The following is a 19801-nucleotide window of genomic DNA, read 5'->3' as shown; positions in this document are numbered from 1 at the left end:
GAATGGCCGTAGGATGCAGCTTTTGCGCCATTTCCTGATCTTCGTCGATTGTTCGATCATAATCGCGAGCAAGCTCGCTCCCACAGGAGTCAGCATTTGTCTGTGAGAGCGAGCCTGTTCGCAATGAGGATTTTCAGCCGCCGATGATCTTCATGACGGTTGCGCCGCCGGAGAATGCGACTTCCTGCTTGTCGCCCAACGCCTTGACCAGCAGTCGCTGCAACGCCGGCAGCGCTTCGTGACGCGGCTTGTCCAGCAGGTCACCGACGTAGTGGCGGTTGCTCGACGACAGGCAGCCATGCAGCCATCCGGTGGACGACAGACGCAGGCGCGAGCAGGTTCTGCAGAACGGCACGCTCTCGTTGGCGATCACGCCGAAGTTGCCCCGACCGGGAATCGCATAGCGAACCGCCGTGGCGTCCACCGGCGCGTCGGTTTGCGCGTACTCGTAATGTTCGCCGATCAGGCTCAGCAGCTGTTGCAGGCTGACGAACTGTTGCAGGAAGGCGTTGGAATCCGTGGCCAGGTGGCCCATGCGCATCAGTTCGATGAAGCGCAATTCGAAGCCGCGTTCGAGGCAATAATCGAGCAGTGGCATCACCTGATCGAGATTCTGCCCGCGTAACGGCACCATGTTGACCTTGATCTTCATCCCCGCCGCGGCCGCCTGATCCATGCCATCCAGCACGGTGGCCAGATCGCCGCCACGGGCAATGCTGCGGAACGCGCCGGCATCCAGGGTATCGAGAGAAACGTTGATGCGTCGCAGGCCGGCATCGACCAGCAGCGGGAGTTTTTTCGCCAGGAGCTGGCCGTTGGTGGTCAGGCTGATGTCTTCCAGGCCCATCTTGCCGACGGCGCTCATGAAAGATTCGAGTTTGGGGCTGACCAGCGGCTCGCCGCCAGTGATGCGCAGGCGCTCGATGCCGGCGGCTTCGATCAGATAAGCCACGCCACGCGCCATGGCCTCGGCCGACAGCTCATCCTGCGCAGCCACCAGCCGCTTGCCGTTGGGCACGCAGTAGGTACAGGCGTAATTGCAGGCTGAAGTCAGACTGATCCGCAAATTGCGAAAACGCCTGCCTTGACGGTCAACGATCATGAAGCACTCCGGCGATGGAAAATCGAGCGACTAAAACTTGACTCACAATTCAAGTTTTAGCAAGCCCTATGCCTGAGTATATTCCTGCGGTACTGCGCCATGTAGCGAAAAACACGGCGCATAAAGCGACTGAATGATTCAGCTGCTTGGGGTTTCAGGGTCGCGCTTGCGCTTGTTGCCCATGCGCACGCCGATATCCATCAGGAACTGGAAGAAACCTTCCTGATCTTCCAGCACATTGCTCCAGAACGGCGAGTGATACAGCGCCACCGCGCCGTGCACCAGCGCCCAAGATGCGCAGTAGTGGAAGTACGGCGGCACGTCTTCGAGCTTGCCTTCGCTGATTCGGCCCTTGATGAGCAGGGTCAGGCGTTCGAAGTTCGAGGCACGGATCTTGTGCAGCTCCTCGACCATCTCCGGGACCTGATTGCCCTTGACCACCTTCTCTTCCAGGCGATCGAACAGGCGATAGCGCTGCGGATCGCGCATGCGGAATTCAAAGTAGGCACGGGACAGCGCTTCCTTGTCCTTGTCGACATCGGCCGAGTGCAACAGCTCGTTCAAGTCGCGCTCGTAATCGAGCATCAGGCGCAGATAGATTTCGGCCTTGGACTTGAAGTGCTTGTAGATCGTGCCTTTGCCGATACCCACGGCATCAGCAATCATCTCGACGGTGACACTGTCTTCACCTTGTTCGAGGAACAGCTTGAGCGCGGTATCGAGAATTTCTTGCTCGCGGCGACGAAACTCACGGACCTTACGAGGTTCTTTGTGCATAAGAAAAGGTCTGTAGGGGTCAAAATTCGAAGCCGCGTATTATGCCTAACTTGCGCAAAAATGCACGGATCATCCGACCATATCTGTGTTTCTTGTTCATTTCACGAACGTTTCGGGGGGAATGAGAACATAACCGAAGCGAACGTATTCCAAATTTGTTTAAAAACCCCGACCGACCAACTGGACTCGGCGCCAGACTGATCAATACTTGAACTGTCGGGCGACATCTCCCCCAAGTGTCGCGCCGGTAAAGGTACCAAGGGACCGCGTGCCTTTGTTTTACTCCTAATGGTCTTAACCCGGATTCACCCCCCAGAACCCGGGTTTTTTTTGCCTGCGATTCAGGCTTTTACATTCGCCAGCGGAAACAGTCGCTTGAAGTTCTCGGTGGTCTGTTCGGCAAAGCGCTCGTAATTCTCGCCGCGCAGCATCGCCAGAAACTCTGCCACTTCACGCACGTATTGCGGCAGGTTCGGTTTGCCGCGATACGGGATCGGCGCCAGGTACGGCGAATCGGTTTCGACCAGCAGGCGATCGGCCGGAACCTTGCTCGCCACATCGCGCAGCGCATCGGCATTGCGGAAGGTGACGATGCCCGACAGGGAAATGTAATAACCCATGTCCAGCGCCGCCTTGGCCATGTCCCAGTCTTCGGTGAAGCAATGCAGCACACCGGCCTGAGGCAAAGCGGCTTCGCGCAACAGTTCGAGTGTGTCGGCACGGGCGCCACGGGTGTGGATGATTACCGGCTTGCCGGTCTGCTGCGCGGCCTGCAAGTGCAGACGGAAAGACTCCTGCTGCAACTCTGCGGCTTCCGGTTCGTAGTGGTAGTCCAGGCCGGTTTCGCCGATCGCCACCACTTTCGGGTGATTAAGCTCGTGCAACAGCCAGTCCAGCGCCGGCGCCGCGCCCGGCTGTACATCCAGCGGATGCACGCCGACCGAACAATCGACATCGTCGTAACGCTCGGCGAGGGCTTTGACATCGGCCGCGTTGTCGGCACTGACGCCGATGCACAGGAAGTGTCCGACCCCGCGTTGGCGAGCCGCATCGAGTGCGGCATCCAGGGAACCGTCGTGAGCGGCGAGGTCAAGGCGATCAAGGTGACAATGGGAATCTACGAGCATAAAAAGGACTGCAACTTACATCGTATGAGTAGGACGGTCGGACTTCAGGGCTCCGGCCAGATGAGTTTCGATGCGACTGCGCGCGGTGTTGTCGCCATCGTTGAATTGCACGCCGACGCCGGCTGCGCGGTTGCCCTGGGCGCCTTTGGGGGTGATCCAGGCCACTTTGCCGGCCACCGGAATCTTCTCTGCCTCTTCCATAAGATTCAGCAGCATGAACACCTCGTCGCCCAACTTGTAGCTCTTGTTGGTCGGGATGAACAGGCCACCGTTCTTGATGAACGGCATGTAGGCGGCGTAAAGGACCGATTTGTCCTTGATGGTCAGGGACAAGATGCCGTTGCGCGGCCCCGGGCTGACAGGTTCATTCATGTTGACCTCCACTGCTGATGTTCAGAGTCTAGGTACACATTCTTATCTTTGACCAGGCAAGCTCGCCCATTGCACCAACAACGCTTCCAGCAGCAACGCCGCATTGAGGTTGGCCTTGCTCAGGACTTTCTGGCGCTGGGCGAGGATCCAGTCCTGAATATCCAGCACTTTAGGCTGGGCACTTTTCTGCGCCAGGTACTGCACGACCTTGCGCATGTCGGTCAGGCCGAGGCCCGCTTCATCCTGAGTCAATTGATAACGCAGGATCAGGCTCGACCAGTCGCAGAACCAGTCGAACAGCCGCAGCATCGGAATGTTTTTCCACTCCTCGGCCAGTTGCGTCGGCGATTGCTGCTGTTTGAGCAGCTTCTTCACGCCTTCAACAACCTGCGCGCGCTGTTCACGCACGCCCTGCCCCTGCAACGTGACGGCGGCCAACGGCGAGCCGGCGGCCAGGGTCAACAGTTCGACCCGTTCGTCTTCGGAACATTCCGGCAGTGCCTGAGCCAGCCATTGCAGACTCATGGATTCGCTCGGCAGCGGACAGGCCTGCTGCACGCAGCGGCTCTTGATCGTCGGCAACAACCGGCTCGGCTGGTGGCTGACCAGCAACAGCACGGTATCGCCGGACGGTTCTTCAAGACTCTTGAGCAAGGCGTTGGCGGCGTTGATGTTCATCGACTCCACCGGTTCGATCAGCACGACTTTGCACCCGCCCAGTTGCGCGGTCTGCACCACGAAACTGACCAGATCGCGCACCTGGTCGACCTTGATCGCCTTGTCCGCTTCTTCCGGTTCGAGGATGTAATTGTCCGGGTGGCTGCCGGCCTTTAGCAGCAGACAGGATTTGCACTCGCCGCAGGCTTCAGGCGTCGGACGCTGGCACAGCAGGCTGGCCATCAGCCGCTCGGCCAGCGCACGCTTGCCGATCCCGGCCGGCCCGTGCAGCAGATACGCGTGGGCGTGCTGAGTGCGACCGGCCAGTTGCTGCCAGAGGCTGTCCTGCCACGGATAGGCCTCAGCCACGGCTCAGCTCCAGCAAGCGCGGCAGCAAACCGTCCAGCGACTGCTGAACCTGGGTCAGTGGCTCACCGGCATCAATTCGCACGTAACGCGCCGGATCGGCTTCGGCGCGCTTGAGAAACGCGCTGCGCACGGCTTCAAAAAACTCACGACCTTCCAGCTCGAAACGATCCAGACGACCTCGGGCGCTCGCGCGGGCCAGGCCGATTTCCACCGGCAGATCGAAAATCAGCGTCAGGTCGGGACGCAGGTCGCCCTGCACGAACGCTTCCAGCGCCGCGATGCGCTCCAGTGACAAGCCGCGACCGCCACCCTGATAGGCGTAAGTCGAATCGGTGAAACGGTCACACAGCACCACCGCACCACGGGCCAGCGCCGGGCGAATGACCTCAGCCAGATGCTGGGCACGGGCGGCGAACACCAGCAACAGCTCGGTGTCCGGGTTCATCACTTCGTCGACCGGGGCCAGCAACACCTCACGAATGCGCTCGGCCAGCGGTGTACCGCCGGGCTCGCGGGTCAGCACCACTTCAATACCAGCGGCGCGCAGGCGCTCGGCGAGGTATTCGCGGTTGGTGCTTTTGCCGGCGCCTTCCGGGCCTTCCAGGGTAATAAACAAGCCAGTCACAGGCAGTCCTTAATCAAAGTCATTGCGTGTTTTGGGGAGCGGAGGCTTCCGGTTCCGGCGTCGGCGCAGGCTCTTGAGCAGGCGGCTGCGGCAACGACTCCGGTGCGGTGTCGGGAGAGGCGGCAGGTATCGCCTCCTCGGCTGCCGGAGCGGCCTCGGGCGCGGTCGCCGGCGCAGGGCTGGAGCGGTAATCCGCGCGCCGCTTGAGCTGGTACTCGCGCACCGCGTTGTTGTGCGCGTCCAGATCATCGGAGAACACATGGCTGCCATCGCCCCGGGCAACAAAGTAGAGGCTGGTGCCATCCACCGGATTGAGCGCGGCATGAATGGCTTCGCGTCCGACCATGGCGATCGGCGTCGGCGGCAGGCCTGGAATCATGTACGTGTTGTACGGCGTGGCTTCCTTGAGGTGGGCGCGGGTCAGTTTGCCGTTGTAGCGGTCACCCAGGCCGTAGATCACCGTCGGATCGGTCTGCAACTGCATGCCCAGCGCCATGCGACGCACGAAGACGCCGGCAATCTGGCCACGCTCCTGAGGCACACCGGTTTCCTTCTCTACCAGCGACGCCATGATCAGCGCCTGATAGGGCTCGGTGTAAGGCACGTCGGCGGAGCGTTTTTCCCACTCCTTGGCCAGCACTTCGTCGAGGCGGTCGAAGGCCTTTTTCAGCAGTTCGGTATCGGTCACACCGCGCACGAAGCGGTAGGTATCGGGGAAGAAACGTCCTTCGGGAAACAGGCCCTTGTGACCGATTTTGGCCATCACATCACTGTCGCTCAGGCCGTTAAGGGTCTGCTCGATCTTTTCATCTTTGGCCAGCGCGGCGCGCACTTGATGGAAATTCCAGCCTTCGACCAGGGTCAGGCTGTACTGAACCACATCGCCGCGCTTCCACAGGTCGATCAGGCCGTTGACGGTCATGCCCGGCTGCATGCGGTATTCACCGCTGTGAATCGGCGTGCCGGCAAGGTTGAAACGCCAATAGACCCGCAGCCAGAACGCGTCCTTGATGACGCCATCGGCTTCGAGTCCAAGAAAAGTACGGGTCGGGGTGGATCCCTTTGGCACATCCAGCAGCTCTTCCTGCGTGATGTTCAGGGGCTGTTCCAGTGCCGAATGAATCTTCCAGGCGCTGGCGCCCAACAGCAGCCCTGCCAGAACCAGTCCGGTTTCCAGCAGCAGCAAAAGTTTACGTCTCACGAATCAGGCATCCAGTAGCGCGCGGGCAATGGTTTGCAGTTTACGGGTGAGCGGGCCAACCGGCCAGCTCAGAGCAGCACAGGCGCGTACCGGCCAGACGCCATACACGCTATTGCAGACAAAGACTTCATCAGCCCATTGCAGCTGTTCGAGGGGGATGTCGGTGATTTGCACGGGAATGCCCAGGGACTCGGCCTGAAACAATATTTCTGCGCGCATCACACCGGCCACGCCGCAACGTTTCAAGTCCGCCGTGATCAACACACCGTCACGCACCAGGAACAGATTGCTGAACACACCTTCGATCACCCGACCGGCCTGGTCGAGCATCAAACCTTCGGCATGCTCACTGTCCTGCCATTCGGCGCGGGCAATGACCTGCTCCAGTCGATTGAGGTGTTTGAGCCCGGCGAGCAACGGCTGCCTGGACAGGCGCGTGCTGCACGGAAACAGGCGAACGCCCTGCTCGGCGTGGGTCGCTGGATAAGCGGCGGGAGGATTGCCTTGCAGAATGCGTCGGCCCTGCGCCGAAGGATCCGGCGCATAACCGCGCAATCCGTCGCCACGGGTAAGGATGAGTTTGAGCACGCCCTCGCCCATCGCGGCGGCATAGGATTGCAGCTCATGGCGAACCTGCTCGATGTCGGCTGCAATGGCCAGACGCGCACAGCCGTCGGCCAGACGCGTCAGATGCCGATCCAGCAGCAACGGCTGACCGCCACGCACGGCGATAGTCTCGAACAAACCGTCACCGTAGGCCAGGCCGCGATCTTTCAGCGACAGAGCGTCAGCCGGCAGACCGTCGACCCAGCAGTCCATCAACCGGCGAACCGACGGAACGCCAATGTGCCGTTGGTGCCGCCAAACCCGAACGAGTTGGACAGCACGACATCGATGTCCATGTTGCGCGCAGTGTGCGGCACGAAATCGAGGTCGCAGCCTTCGTCCGGCTCATCGAGGTTGATGGTCGGTGGCGCCACCTGGCTGTTGATCGCCAGCACGCTGAAGATCGCCTCGACCGCGCCCGCCGCACCCAGCAGGTGACCGGTCATGGACTTGGTGGAGCTGACCGCCAGTTTGTAGGCGTGATCACCGAACACCGACTTGATCGCATTCGCTTCGGCAAGGTCGCCGGCCGGGGTCGAAGTGCCGTGGGCGTTGATGTATTGCACTTGATCGACGTTGATCTTCGCATCGCGCAACGCGTTGGTGATGCAGCGTGCAGCACCGGCGCCGTCGGCAGGTGGCGACGTCATGTGGAAGGCGTCGCCACTGGTGCCGAAACCGATCAGCTCGGCGTAGATGGTCGCGCCACGGGCCTTGGCGTGTTCAAGCTCTTCGAGCACCAGGGCACCGGCGCCGTCGGACAGCACGAAGCCGTCACGGCCCTTGTCCCACGGACGGCTGGCGCGGGTCGGCTCGTCGTTGCGGGTCGACAGCGCACGGGAAGCACCAAAGCCGCCCATGCCCAGACCGCACGCAGCCATCTCGGCACCGCCGGCAATCATCACGTCGGCTTCGTCGTACATGATGTTGCGCGCCGCCATGCCGATGCAGTGTGTACCGGTAGTACACGCTGTGGCGATGGCATAGTTAGGCCCCTGTGCACCCAGGTGGATGGACAGGAAACCGGAAATCATATTGATGATCGAGCCAGGCACAAAGAACGGAGAAATCCGGCGCGGGCCAGTCTCGTGCAGGGTGCGGCTGGTTTCTTCGATGTTGGTCAGACCGCCGATACCCGAACCCATGGCCACGCCAATGCGTTCACGGTTGGCATCGGTGACTTCCAGACCGGCATTGCGTACGGCTTGAAAGCCGGCCGCCAGACCGTACTGAATGAACAGGTCGAGCTTGCGCGCTTCCTTGACCGACAGGTATTCCTCGACATTGAAGCCCTTTACCGAGCCGCCAAAGCGGGTGGAATAGGCAGAAAGGTCGGTGTGTTCGATCAGACCAATGCCACTGCGGCCAGCCAGAATGCCCTGCCAGCTGCTCGGCACATCCGTGCCCAGTGGCGACAACATACCCATACCGGTGACTACGACGCGTCTACGCGACACAGCACTCTCCTTTTTCAAATGACGACTTTGCATCAGGCCTAAAGAAAAAACCGCACGCCATGATGGCAGTGCGGTTTTTCCATGACAGCAAGCAACGATTACAAACTATTACGCCTGGTGGCTAGTAACGTAGTCGATTGCAGCTTGTACAGTAGTGATCTTCTCAGCTTCTTCGTCAGGGATTTCGGTCTCGAATTCCTCTTCCAGAGCCATCACCAGCTCAACGGTGTCAAGGGAGTCGGCACCCAGGTCTTCTACGAAGGAAGCAGTGTTGACCACTTCTTCTTCTTTAACACCCAGTTGCTCGGCAACGATTTTCTTGACGCGCTCTTCGATGGTGCTCATACCTTGTTTTCACTCCTAATGGACAAATTCAGGCAGCTGGCCAGTGGGTAAGTGTATAGAAAGACTTTTCAGCTTTTCAACTGAAAGCTTCACTCCTCAAACCCTGCGGCCCTCTGCCTATAAATAGATTGCAGCTTTATAACGGATTTTAGACAGCTCGTATGACATTTTTTTGAAGCAATCCGTCACATTTGAATTACATGTACATCCCGCCGTTAACCGGGATTGTAGCCCCGGTCACGTATGCCGCACCGTCGGATGCAAGAAAAGCGACCACGGACGCGATCTCTTGAGCTTGTCCCAGACGGCCCAGCGGAATCTGCGTCTGCAAGGCTTCACGCTGTGCTTCAGGCAGCTCGCGAGTCATATCGGTGTCGATGAACCCTGGGGTTACCGAGTTGACCGTAATCGAACGCGAACCGACTTCACGCGCCATGGCACGACTGAAACCTTCCAGACCGGCCTTGGCGGCTGCATAGTTTACTTGGCCAGCGTTGCCCATGGCACCCACCACCGAGCCAATACTGATAATTCGGCCCCAACGCGCCTTGGTCATGCCGCGCAGAACGCCCTTGGACAGGCGATACAGACTGTTCAGGTTGGTATCGATCACGTCGTACCACTCGTCGTCTTTCATGCGCATCATCAGGTTATCGCGGGTGATGCCGGCATTGTTGACCAGAATCGCCACCGGCGCACCGAACTGCTCCTGGATGCTCGCCAGCACTTGGGTGACGGATTCGTCGCTGGTGACGTTCAGTTCGAAACCTGCGCCCTGAATGCCGTTTTCCTTCAGGGTCGCAGCAATGCGCTCGGCGCCCGAAGCGGAAGTCGCGGTGCCAACAACGATGGCGCCCTGACGACCCAGCTCCAGTGCGATAGCCTGGCCGATGCCACGGCTTGCGCCGGTGACCAGTGCAACTTTACCTTGCAGACTCATGCAAGCTTCTCCTGATTCAGACAGCTGCTGCGCGAGCAGCAGCGAAAGCGTCTGGGGTATTGAGGTTGGAAGTCGAAACGCCTTCGGCGCAACGTTTGTTCAGACCGGCCAGCACTTTGCCAGGGCCGCACTCGACCAGGTTGGTCGCGCCTTTGGCGGCCAGAGTCTGTACGGACTCGACCCAGCGTACCGGCTTGTAGAGTTGTTCCAGCAGATCACGCTTGAGGGTTTCCAGATCCGCCGGCACCTGAGCGCTGACGTTCTGCACCACAGGAATCTGCGGCGCCTGCCAGTCGATGGCAGCGATGGATTCCGCGAAGCGCTCGGCAGCCGGGCGCATCAGCTCGCAGTGCGACGGGACGCTGACCGGCAGCGGCATGGCACGCTTGGCGCCACGGGCCTTGCAGCCTTCGATGGCGCGCTCGACGGCAGCCTTGGCACCGGCGATCACCATCTGACCCGGGGAGTTGAAGTTCACCGCGCTGACCACTTCGCCTTGCGCCGCTTCGGCACAGGCTGCCAGCACGTCAGCATCTTCCAGACCGAGGATGGCAGCCATGCCACCCTGCCCGGCCGGAACGGCTTCCTGCATCAGCTGGCCACGGCGCTCGACGAGCTTTACCGCGTCGGCCAGGCTCAGGCTGCCGGCAGCGACCAGCGCGCTGTATTCACCCAGGCTGTGACCGGCAACGAAGGCCGGACGCGCACCACCTTCCGCCAGCCACAGACGCCACAGGGCGATCGAGGCGGTCAGAATGGCCGGCTGGGTTTTATCGGTTTGATTGAGCAGCTCTTCCGGACCCTGCTGGGTCAGCGCCCACAGGTCGTAGCCCAGAGCATCGGATGCTTCTTTGAAGGTTTCGAGGATCAGCGGATGTTGCGCGCCCAGCTCGGCCAGCATGCCGAGGGACTGCGAACCCTGTCCTGGAAAGACGAATGCGAGGGAAGCAGACATGTAACAAGCCCCTAATGATCTTGTCGTCGGAAAAATGGCATCCCGCTAGAGGGACGCAAGAAACTGACAGTTGGATGGCCCTTTGAACCGGGCGGTCACATTTAAGCATTGTCCGACGAAAACGCCTAAGACAACAAATCCTCCAGACGGCCGTGCAGGCGCTCGGGAAGATTCTCCTGAATCTCGATCAGCGCTCGCTGAATGGCACTCTGAAAGCCCTGTACCCCGGCCGAACCGTGACTTTTCACGACAATGCCCTGCAAACCGAGAAAGCTTGCGCCGTTGTGTCGTGCCGGCGCCAGATCAGCCTGCAGACGCTTCATCAACGGCAGCGCCAGTGCGCCGACCGCGCGGGAAGCAAGATTCTTTTTGAACAAGGCCTCAATGCGCGCAGCGATCATCGTCGCCAGGCCTTCGCTGGACTTGAGCAGGATGTTGCCGACAAAACCGTCGCAAACCACCACATCCGCCTCACCGCGATACAAGCCATCACCTTCGATGAATCCGATGTAATTAATGCCCCGGGCAGCCTGCAGCAACGTCGCAGCCAGTTTGACCTGCTGATTGCCCTTGATGTCTTCGGTACCGATATTCAGCAGCGCAACGCGCGGACGGGCAATGCCCAGGGTTTGCGCCGCCACGGAACCCATCACGGCGAACTGCAACAAGTGCTCGGCACTGCAATCGACGTTGGCGCCCAGATCGAGCAACTGACAGTAGCCCTTCTGAGTAGGGATCGCGGCGACCATGGCCGGGCGATCAATCCCCGGCAAAGTCTTTAGCACAAATCGCGACAGGGCCATCAACGCACCGGTGTTACCGGCACTGACACAGGCCTGAACCTTGCCGTCACGCAGCAATTCGAGGGCGACACGCATCGACGAGTCCGGCTTGCCGCGCAGGGCCTGGGCAGGTTTTTCGTCCATGGTGATGACTTCGGACGCCGGGACAATCGTCAGGCGCGCGCGATCGGCAGCCGATTGACCGGTGATCAGTTCTTCAAGAAGGGAAGGTTGACCGACGAGGGTCAGGTGCAGCGAGGGTGTAGCAGAAAGGCAAGCAAGGCTGGCCTGAACAATGCTGCGGGGACCGAAGTCCCCGCCCATTGCGTCAATCGCGATGACTTGAGCGGACAAGTGATTACTCGTCAGCGCCCTTGTCGATCACTTTACGGCCACGGTATACGCCTTCTGGCGATACGTGGTGACGCAGGTGAACTTCACCAGTGGTTTTTTCTACAGACAGGGTGCTAGCCTCGAGAGCGTCGTGCGAACGGCGCATGTCACGGGCAGAGCGGGATTTTTTGTTCTGCTGAACAGCCATAATTGATTAACTCCTAAACGTTTGGGTCACGCTTTAACTGCGCCAATACACTGAACGGGTTGGACCGCGTTACCTCGTCCTCGCTCGGTTCGGGCTCATCTGCTCCCGCCGGCTGCTGGCATTCTTCCGGATGATGAGCAGGCACAATGGGCAAGGCGAGCAGAAGCTCCTCCTCGATCAGTGACTGCAGATCCAATGGATCTTCGCCCAGTTCCAGCACGTCATAACCTTTCGGTAACGACTGGGTATTCGCACCCTCCTTCACTACAGCGTAACTGCATTCGCTGTGGATCGGCAGGGTGACCAGCTCAAGACAACGCTGGCAAACCATTTTGACTTCGGTGTCGATAAAGCTGTGGATCACCACAGATTTACGTTCATCTCGTTCAAAAACGAATTTTGCCTGCACCGTACCGACATCGTCGGAAAGCGGGTCGCAGAGTCTCTTCAAATCGGCCAGCAGCAGTTCACCTTGAAGGGTGGTGCCACGGTCAGCCAATTTGCGCGGGTCAACGTGAGGTGGAATCGGGTCATTCAACATAGGCGCAGCATTATAGGGATGCACCCACCCATGTCAAAGGAAATTGTGCCCTGTCCGTCACTTGCGCGGCTCCGCTAGAATCTGTCGCCTGCCTCTGGAGATGCGAATGCTGCCTTTATTACTCGCTTCAAGCTCGACCTATCGTCGGGAATTGCTCAGCCGCCTGCGCCTGCCGTTCGTCTGCAGCTCGCCGGATATCGATGAAAGCCATCGCCCGGACGAGTCGGCAATCGAGCTGGTCAAACGCCTCGCCGAACAGAAAGCCCGCGCCCTGGCCGACAGCCACCCCGCTCATCTGATCATCGGCTCCGACCAGGTTGCGGTACTCGGCGAGCGCATCATCGGCAAACCACACACTTTTGAAAACGCCCGCGAACAACTGATGGCTGCCAGCGGCGCCAGCGTGACCTTCCTCACCGGCCTGGCCCTGCTCAACAGCCAGACAGACCACTGTCAGGTCGACTGCGTGCCTTTTACCGTGCACATGCGCGTACTGGAGCAGGCCCGCGTCGAGCGTTACCTGCACGCCGAGCAGCCCTACGACTGCGCCGGCAGCTTCAAGGCCGAAGGACTGGGCGTGAGCCTGTTTCAATCCACCGAAGGCCCGGACGCCACCAGCCTGATCGGCCTGCCGCTGATTCGCCTGATCGACATGCTGCTGGTCGAAGGCGTACAGATTCCCTGACCCACAAAAAACCGGCCCTCAGGCCGGTTTTTCTTGCAGCAATCGATCAGCGCAACGACGGGCCGTTGAAACCCATCCACATTGCCAATTTCTCGGCAACGCTGGCGCCTAGCTTCTTCGAGAAGCGGTCGAACGGCGATTCCTGAACAGTGAAGTCCACCAGTTCCTTTTCGCCAATCACATCACGCGCCACCGAACTGGCATTGCCCAGACCGTCGATCAACCCCAGCGGCAAAGCCTGCTCGCCAGACCAGACCAGCCCGGAGAACAGCTCCGGATGCTCCTTGTCTTTCAGGCGATCGCCACGCCCCTGCTTGACGCTGTTGATGAACTGCTTGTGCGTGGTATCCAGCACACTTTGCCAGAACGCGGTTTCTTCCGGCTTCTGCGGCTGGAACGGATCGAGGAACGACTTGTGCTCGCCGGAGGTGTAAGTGCGACGCTCGACACCAAGCTTCTCCATGGTGCCGACAAACCCGTAACCGGCCGCTGTCACACCAATAGAGCCCACCAGACTCGCCTTATCGGCATAGATCTGATCCGCCGCGCTGGCGATGTAATAGGCACCGGAAGCGCCCAGATCGGAAATCACCGCGTACAGCTTGGTGTCGGGGTGCAGGCCGCGCAGACGCTTGATCTCGTCATACACATAACCCGACTGCACCGGACTGCCGCCCGGGCTGTTGATGCGCAGGATTACGCCTTTGACTTTCTTGTCCTCGAACGCCGCGCGCAGGCTGCCGACGATATTGTCAGCGCTGGCAGGCTCTTTGTCGGCAATCATGCCGGTGACGTCGATCAGCGCGGTGTAGTTCGGGCCGCGCGTGGCGCTTTTTTCCATGTCCATCAACGGCGTGAACAGGATCAGCGCAACAAACAGATAAACAAAGGTCAGCAGCTTGAAGAAGATACCCCAGCGTCGCGACCGACGCTGTTCCTGTACGCCGGCCAGCAGGGTTTTTTCCAGCAGCTTCCAGCTTTTCGCATCACCGTCGTCGGCAGTTGCCTTGGCCGGTGCTTTCCATTCGTCGGTCATGCCATCCACCCCAGCAAAAACGTATTAAGCCTGCTTCCCCAGCCAGGCGTGCAATTCGGAAAAATGGTCGATCGACAGTCGCGGCTCGAACTGCTGGAGCGATTCGATCGATTGCGCACCATAACTGACCGCCACCGAATCCATCCCCGCGTTACGCGCCATCAGCAGATCGAAGGACGAATCGCCGACCATCAGCGCTTGTTCGGCACGCACACCACAATGCGCGAGGATCTGTTCCAGCATCAGAGGGTGCGGCTTGCTTGCAGTTTCATCGGCAGCGCGGGTGATATCGAAATAATCTTCCCAGCCATTAGCCTTGAGCACCCGATCCAGCCCGCGACGGTTCTTGCCGGTCGCGACAGCCAGGTGATAGCCCTGCTCGCGAAAGGACGCCATCGACTCGACTACGCCTTCGAACAACGGCGAAGGCACGGCTTCCGCAGCGATGTAGTGATCGGCGTAATACTCGCGAAACAAGGTCATTTCGGCATCGCTGATTTCCGGATACAAGGTGCGGATCGCCTCGGGCAAGCCCAGACCGATGATGCCTTTGACGGCAAAATCATCACGCAACTCGAAACCGGAGCGCCCGGACGCCGAGTGCATCGCCTCGACAATCCGATGAATGGAATCGGCGAGCGTGCCGTCCCAATCGAAAATCAGCAGTTTGTAATCAGATGGGCGCACTCAATCGCTCCACAGTCTTGGCCCACATTTCATCGACCGGTGCCTGCAACTTGAGTTCACCGCCATCGGGCAGCGGCACGGTCAGCATGTAGGCGTGCAGGAACAGGCGCTTGCCGCCCAGATCACGGATTTCCTTACTGAAACTGTCATCGCCGTATTTGGTGTCACCCGCAATGCAGTGCCCGGCATGCAACGTGTGGACGCGGATCTGGTGCGTGCGACCGGTGATCGGCCTGGCTTCGATCAGAGTGGCAAAATCGCCAAAGCGACGCAGGACCTTGAACACGGTCACAGACTCCTTGCCCTCTTCCTCGTCGACCTCGACCATGCGTTCACCGGAGCGCAGATTGCTCTTGCCGAGCGCTGCACGGACTTGCTTGATCGAGGTCGCCCAGTTGCCGCGAACCAGCGCCATGTAGCGCTTATCGACACCATCACCGCGCAACGCGGCATGCAAGTGACGCAACATGCTGCGCTTCTTGGCGATCATCAGCAGGCCGGAGGTATCGCGATCGAGACGGTGAACCAGCTCGAGCTCCTTGGCATCGGGGCGCAACTGACGAAAGGCTTCGATAACGCCGTAATTCAGGCCGCTGCCACCATGAACCGCAATGCCGGCGGGCTTGTTGATCACGATCAGGGCCTTGTCTTCGTAGACAATCGAGGCCTCCAGGCGCTGCAACAGGCCTTGGGCCAAAGGCACCGGTTCGTCACGCTCAGGCACGCGAACCGGCGGCACGCGCACGATATCGCCGGCCTGCAGCTTGTATTCGGGCTTGATCCGACCTTTGTTCACCCGCACTTCGCCTTTGCGCAAAATGCGATAAATCAAGGTCTTGGGCACGCCTTTGAGCCGGGCGAGGAGAAAATTGTCGATTCGTTGGCCGGCATATTCCGGCGAGACCTCAAGCAGTTGAACGCCTGGAGTCGTAGGGGCAGTAGTCGTCATGGCGCGGATAATAACAATTTTTTATGGAATTGAAGCACTTAATCATTGCTGCTATAGTCGCGAACGCCGCCAAAAGCGGCCTGGACAGCGGAACCACGGTCAAAAACCGGCCCTGACCAACGCAATTCACCAGGACGCGAGGCCGTCCTACGGGGCTTTTGCTACGTAACGGTGGAGTTTGCAGCTGTAACAAGCGCAGGTGACATGAGGCCTGAATCACGCCGCAAAGCAGAGTTTTCACTCGCCACGCGAGCCATATTCACGGCCAGTTCACAAAGTGCAGTCAGCCGCAGATGACCCCGAGCGAAAGCGCCGGAAACACCGCCTGAATTAGCCATGATGCGTGACTTCCCCTTTCGGAGCTCACGGTAAATGCCAACCCGCTGCGGATTCTGCGCGCGGCAGCACCCGAATTATCAGGGATACGTGTAGGGTGGAGATGCACAACCGCTGGACTGTGTAGCAACAGGCTTTATCAAGACGCTTCATCTCGTCCACAGCCGCGGTTGATTCCTCCTCCTGACTGAGTGCTTAAGTAGCCACAGCAAGCAGGACGCGTACGTCGCGATAACGGCCCAATTGGCCGGACATCGCTGGACACGGGAATGGCCAACCACTCCCGACGCACCTGACACCGACCGTGAGAAGTCGTGTGTGCCGAACGCCGTTTCCGGCAGCCCGGAAACCGACGGTACTACATGAAAAGAATGCTGATTAACGCAACTCAACCCGAAGAGTTGCGTGTTGCACTGGTAGATGGCCAACGCCTCTACGACCTGGACATCGAATCCGGTGCACGCGAGCAGAAAAAGGCCAACATCTATAAAGGCCGCATCACTCGCATCGAACCGAGCCTTGAGGCTGCCTTTGTCGATTTCGGCTCCGAGCGCCACGGCTTCCTGCCCCTCAAAGAAATCTCCCGCGAATACTTCAAGAAAGCCCCTGAAGGCCGCGTCAACATCAAGGACGTCCTGAGCGAAGGCCAGGAAGTCATCGTTCAGGTCGAAAAAGAAGAACGTGGCAACAAGGGCGCAGCCCTGACCACCTTCATCAGCCTGGCCGGTCGCTACCTCGTTCTGATGCCGAACAACCCGCGTGCCGGCGGCATCTCCCGTCGCATCGAAGGCGAAGAGCGCAACGAACTGCGTGAAGCGCTGAACGGTCTGGTCGCTCCGGCCGACATGGGCCTGATCGTGCGCACTGCAGGCCTTGGCCGCAGCAGCGAAGAAATGCAGTGGGACCTCGATTACCTGCTGCAACTCTGGACCGCCATCAAAGAAGCCTCGCTGGATCGCTCCGCGCCGTTCCTGATCTACCAGGAAAGCAACGTGATCATCCGCGCCATCCGCGATTACCTGCGCCAGGACATCGGCGAAGTGCTGATCGACAGCGTTGAAGCCCAGGACGAAGCCCTGACCTTCATCCGTCAGGTGATGCCGCAGTACGCCAGCAAGATCAAGCTGTACGAAGACAGCGTTCCGCTGTTCAACCGTTTCCAGATCGAAAGCCAGATCGAGACCGCTTTCCAGCGCGTCGTCGAACTGCCTTCCGGCGGCTCCATCGTCATCGATCCGACCGAAGCCCTGGTGTCCATCGACATCAACTCGGCGCGTGCCACCAAAGGCAGCGACATCGAAGAAACCGCCCTGCAGACCAACCTTGAAGCGGCCGAAGAAATCGCCCGTCAGTTGCGCCTGCGCGACATCGGCGGCCTGATCGTCATCGACTTCATCGACATGACCCCTGCCAAGAACCAGCGCGCCGTGGAAGAGAAAGTCCGCGAATGCCTGGAAGCCGACCGCGCCCGCGTGCAGATCGGTCGCATCTCGCGCTTCGGCCTGCTGGAAATGTCCCGTCAGCGTCTGCGTCCTTCGCTCGGCGAAAGCAGCGGCATTGTCTGCCCGCGCTGCAGCGGCACCGGCATCATTCGTGACGTCGAATCGCTGTCCCTGGCGATCCTGCGCCTGATCGAAGAAGAAGCCCTGAAAGACCGCACCGCCGAAGTTCGCGCTCAAGTGCCGATCCCGGTGGCCGCGTTCCTGCTCAACGAAAAACGCAACTCGATCACCAAGATCGAACTGCGCACCCGCGCCCGCATCGTCATCCTGCCGAACGATCACCTCGAAACCCCGCATTTCGAAGTTCAGCGTCTGCGTGACGACAGCCCGGAAGCCGCGACCAACCAGTCCAGCTACGAAATCGCTGCCGCTGCCGCCGACGTCGAAGACGTTCAGCCAGCCGCCGCGACCCGCACCCTGGTTCGCCAGGAAGCCGCCGTCAAGACTGCTCCGGCCCGCGCCAACGCTCCGGTTCCGACCGAAATCGCCGCGCCGGCCCCGGCACCTGCTCCGGTTGCCGCGCCAGAGCCAAGCCTGTTCAAAGGCCTGGTGAAGTCGCTGGTCAGCCTGTTCGCCACCAAGGAAGAGCCTGTAGCTCCGGTTGTGGTTGAAAAACCAGCCACCGAGCGTCCGGCCCGCAACGAAGAGCGTCGCAACGGTCGTCAGCAGAGCCGCAACCGTAACGGTCGCCGCGATGAAGAACGCAAGCCGCGCGAAGAACGTGCACCGCGTGAAGAGCGCGCCCCGCGTGAGCCGCGTGAAGAGCGTCAACCGCGCGAACCACGTGAAGTCCGCGAGCCACGCGAATCCCGTGACGAAGCACCGGTAGCCCGCGAAGAACGCGCACCACGCGCTCCTCGTGAAGAACGTGCACCACGTGCTCCGCGTGAAGATCGCAAGCCACGTGGCGAGCGTGAAGAACGCGTACGTGAACTGCGCGAACCTCTGGATGCCGCTCCAGCCGTTGCTGCCGCCGCCACCGCTGAAGAGCGTCCGGCCCGTCAGCCGCGTGAAGAACGTGCGCCACGTCCTCCGCGTGAAGAGCGTCAACCGCGTGCCGAACAGGCCGCTGCTGCCGTCGCTGAAGAAGAAATCACCACCAACGAAGAGCAACTGCCGGAAGACGGTTCGGAGAACGCCGAAGGCGATCGTCCACGCCGCCGCTCCCGTGGTCAGCGTCGTCGCAGCAACCGTCGCGAGCGTCAGCGTGATGCCAACGGCAACGTGATCGAAGGTTCGGAAGAATCCGAGTCCGGCGAAAACGCTCAAGCGCCAAGCACTGCCGATCTGGCCGCTGGCCTGGCTGTGACCGCTGCTGTTGCCAGCACCGTGATCAGCGCTCCAGCCGAAGCTCAGGCCCACGAGCAAGCTGAACGCGCCACTGCTGCCACTCTGGAAACTGCTCCGGTTGAAGCGCCGGTTGTTGAAGCAACCACTCCGGTAGAAGTAGCTGCCGCTCCGGAAGTCGAAGTGGCTCCGGTTCGCGAAGCTCAGCCTCAGGTTGAAGCGGCTGCCGAACCAGCGGTGACCTTCGAAGCACCAGCCGTAGTTGAAGAGTCGGTTGTCGAAACCGTCGCTGAAACCGTGACCGAAACCGTGCGTGAAGTTCGCGAAGAACAGACCGCATTCAACTGGGTCGCCGAGCCGGCTGTCGCTGAAACACCAGCGCCAGTGGTTGAAGCGCCTGTCGTTGAAGAAGCCAAGGCTGCCGAGCCAGTAGTTGTTGCTGAATCGGCACCGGTCGTTGAAGCCCCTGTGGTTGAAGCGCCTGTAGTAGCCGAAGCACCAGCGCCAGTGGTTGACGCTGCTCCGGTCAGCGCCCTGACCCCAAGTGGCCGCGCACCGAACGACCCGCGTGAAGTGCGTCGTCGCAAGCGCGAAGAAGAGCGTCTGCAGAAGGAAGCCGAACTGGCTGCCGCTGCTGCCCCAGTCGCTGCCGAGCCAGTGGTTGCCGAAGTGGTCGAGGCAGCTCCTGCCCCGGTCGCTGAAGAAGTTGCTGTTGAAGCCGTGATTGCCGAAGCACCACGCTCCGTTCAGGAAGCGGTCGAGCAACACGAAGAGGCCCAGGAAAAAGAACACGAGCCTAAACCCCTCGTCTGATTCCAAAAGCCAATAAAAAGCCCCGCCTGGTAATCCAGGCGGGGCTTTTTTATGCCTCAAAATTCACACAACTCAATTGTGGGAGCGAGCCTGCTCGCGATAGCGGTCT

The 19801-nt window shown here is 60.0% G+C and carries 20 protein-coding genes; 2 read left to right on the top strand and 18 right to left on the bottom strand.

Annotated features, from left to right (window positions below):
- Positions 1-133: 133 nt before the first annotated feature.
- From N8H71_RS07675 to N8H71_RS07605, 15 genes are all read right to left on the bottom strand, one after another.
- The gene (locus N8H71_RS07675) at positions 134-1102 is read right to left on the bottom strand and encodes a GTP 3',8-cyclase MoaA (RefSeq protein ID WP_007950807.1); all 969 of its coding nucleotides are present in this window, start codon (positions 1100-1102) and stop codon (positions 134-136) included.
- 138 nt (positions 1103-1240) lie between these two features.
- Positions 1241-1879: a TetR/AcrR family transcriptional regulator gene (locus tag N8H71_RS07670; RefSeq protein WP_007950805.1), complete on the bottom strand. Its 639-nt coding sequence runs from the start codon at positions 1877-1879 to the stop codon at positions 1241-1243.
- Between the two features lie 341 nt (positions 1880-2220).
- On the bottom strand, positions 2221-3006 hold the full coding sequence (locus N8H71_RS07665) for a TatD family hydrolase (RefSeq protein WP_236193989.1): 786 nt from the start codon (positions 3004-3006) through the stop codon (positions 2221-2223).
- A 15-nt stretch (positions 3007-3021) separates the two neighbouring features.
- Entirely contained in the window at positions 3022-3378 is a 357-nt protein-coding gene (locus N8H71_RS07660) for a PilZ domain-containing protein (RefSeq protein WP_262193525.1), read from the bottom strand.
- Between the two features lie 42 nt (positions 3379-3420).
- Positions 3421-4404: a DNA polymerase III subunit delta' gene (locus N8H71_RS07655; protein WP_262193524.1), complete on the bottom strand. Its 984-nt coding sequence runs from the start codon at positions 4402-4404 to the stop codon at positions 3421-3423.
- Positions 4397-5029 (bottom strand): dTMP kinase, encoded by a 633-nt coding sequence (gene tmk / locus N8H71_RS07650; protein WP_262193523.1) that lies wholly within the window; start codon positions 5027-5029, stop codon positions 4397-4399. The genes N8H71_RS07655 and tmk overlap by 8 nt, the downstream gene beginning before the upstream one ends.
- Positions 5030-5048: 19 nt before the next feature.
- Positions 5049-6230, bottom strand: a complete 1182-nt coding sequence (mltG, locus tag N8H71_RS07645) for an endolytic transglycosylase MltG (protein WP_262193522.1) — start codon at positions 6228-6230, stop codon at positions 5049-5051.
- A 3-nt stretch (positions 6231-6233) separates the two neighbouring features.
- On the bottom strand, positions 6234-7049 hold the full coding sequence (gene pabC / locus N8H71_RS07640) for an aminodeoxychorismate lyase (protein WP_262193521.1): 816 nt from the start codon (positions 7047-7049) through the stop codon (positions 6234-6236).
- Positions 7049-8293 (bottom strand): beta-ketoacyl-ACP synthase II, encoded by a 1245-nt coding sequence (gene fabF / locus N8H71_RS07635; protein WP_007908259.1) that lies wholly within the window; start codon positions 8291-8293, stop codon positions 7049-7051. The genes pabC and fabF overlap by 1 nt, the downstream gene beginning before the upstream one ends.
- 108 nt (positions 8294-8401) lie before the next feature.
- A complete protein-coding gene (acpP, locus tag N8H71_RS07630; RefSeq protein WP_003175607.1) occupies positions 8402-8638 on the bottom strand; it encodes an acyl carrier protein in 237 nt (78 codons plus the stop codon).
- 196 nt (positions 8639-8834) lie between these two features.
- A complete protein-coding gene (gene fabG / locus N8H71_RS07625; RefSeq protein WP_262193520.1) occupies positions 8835-9578 on the bottom strand; it encodes a 3-oxoacyl-ACP reductase FabG in 744 nt (247 codons plus the stop codon).
- Between the two features lie 16 nt (positions 9579-9594).
- The gene (gene fabD / locus N8H71_RS07620; RefSeq protein ID WP_262193519.1) at positions 9595-10533 is read right to left on the bottom strand and encodes an ACP S-malonyltransferase; all 939 of its coding nucleotides are present in this window, start codon (positions 10531-10533) and stop codon (positions 9595-9597) included.
- A 125-nt stretch (positions 10534-10658) separates the two neighbouring features.
- Positions 10659-11669 (bottom strand): phosphate acyltransferase PlsX, encoded by a 1011-nt coding sequence (gene plsX, locus N8H71_RS07615; protein WP_074688106.1) that lies wholly within the window; start codon positions 11667-11669, stop codon positions 10659-10661.
- Positions 11670-11673: 4 nt separating this feature from the next.
- A complete protein-coding gene (rpmF, locus tag N8H71_RS07610) occupies positions 11674-11856 on the bottom strand; it encodes a 50S ribosomal protein L32 (protein WP_003179396.1) in 183 nt (60 codons plus the stop codon).
- Between the two features lie 13 nt (positions 11857-11869).
- A complete protein-coding gene (locus N8H71_RS07605; RefSeq protein ID WP_003204262.1) occupies positions 11870-12397 on the bottom strand; it encodes a YceD family protein in 528 nt (175 codons plus the stop codon).
- Between the two features lie 106 nt (positions 12398-12503).
- Between N8H71_RS07605 and N8H71_RS07600 the strand changes: the two genes are divergently transcribed.
- A complete protein-coding gene (locus N8H71_RS07600) occupies positions 12504-13082 on the top strand; it encodes a Maf family protein (RefSeq protein ID WP_262193518.1) in 579 nt (192 codons plus the stop codon).
- 46 nt (positions 13083-13128) lie between these two features.
- On the opposite strand, the gene sppA is transcribed toward N8H71_RS07600, so the two are convergent.
- Genes sppA through rluC form a run of 3 tightly spaced genes read right to left on the bottom strand, consistent with a single transcriptional unit; the run spans position 13129 to position 15754 of the window.
- Positions 13129-14118, bottom strand: coding sequence for a signal peptide peptidase SppA (gene sppA / locus N8H71_RS07595; RefSeq protein WP_207983643.1), 990 nt, complete (start codon positions 14116-14118; stop codon positions 13129-13131).
- A gap of 24 nt (positions 14119-14142) precedes the next feature.
- Positions 14143-14805, bottom strand: a complete 663-nt coding sequence (locus N8H71_RS07590) for an HAD-IA family hydrolase (RefSeq protein WP_134021312.1) — start codon at positions 14803-14805, stop codon at positions 14143-14145.
- Entirely contained in the window at positions 14792-15754 is a 963-nt protein-coding gene (gene rluC, locus N8H71_RS07585; RefSeq protein WP_262193517.1) for a 23S rRNA pseudouridine(955/2504/2580) synthase RluC, read from the bottom strand. The genes N8H71_RS07590 and rluC overlap by 14 nt, the downstream gene beginning before the upstream one ends.
- Positions 15755-16452: 698 nt before the next feature.
- On the opposite strand from rluC, the gene rne reads away from it, so the two are divergent.
- Positions 16453-19692, top strand: coding sequence for a ribonuclease E (gene rne / locus N8H71_RS07580; RefSeq protein WP_262193516.1), 3240 nt, complete (start codon positions 16453-16455; stop codon positions 19690-19692).
- Positions 19693-19801 lie beyond the last annotated feature (109 nt).

Source organism: Pseudomonas koreensis, assembly GCF_025447595.1.
Lineage (GTDB): Bacteria > Pseudomonadota > Gammaproteobacteria > Pseudomonadales > Pseudomonadaceae > Aquipseudomonas > Aquipseudomonas koreensis_H.
The sequence above is the reverse complement of the archived record's forward strand: the minus strand, read 5'-3'. Positions and strand labels throughout refer to the sequence as shown.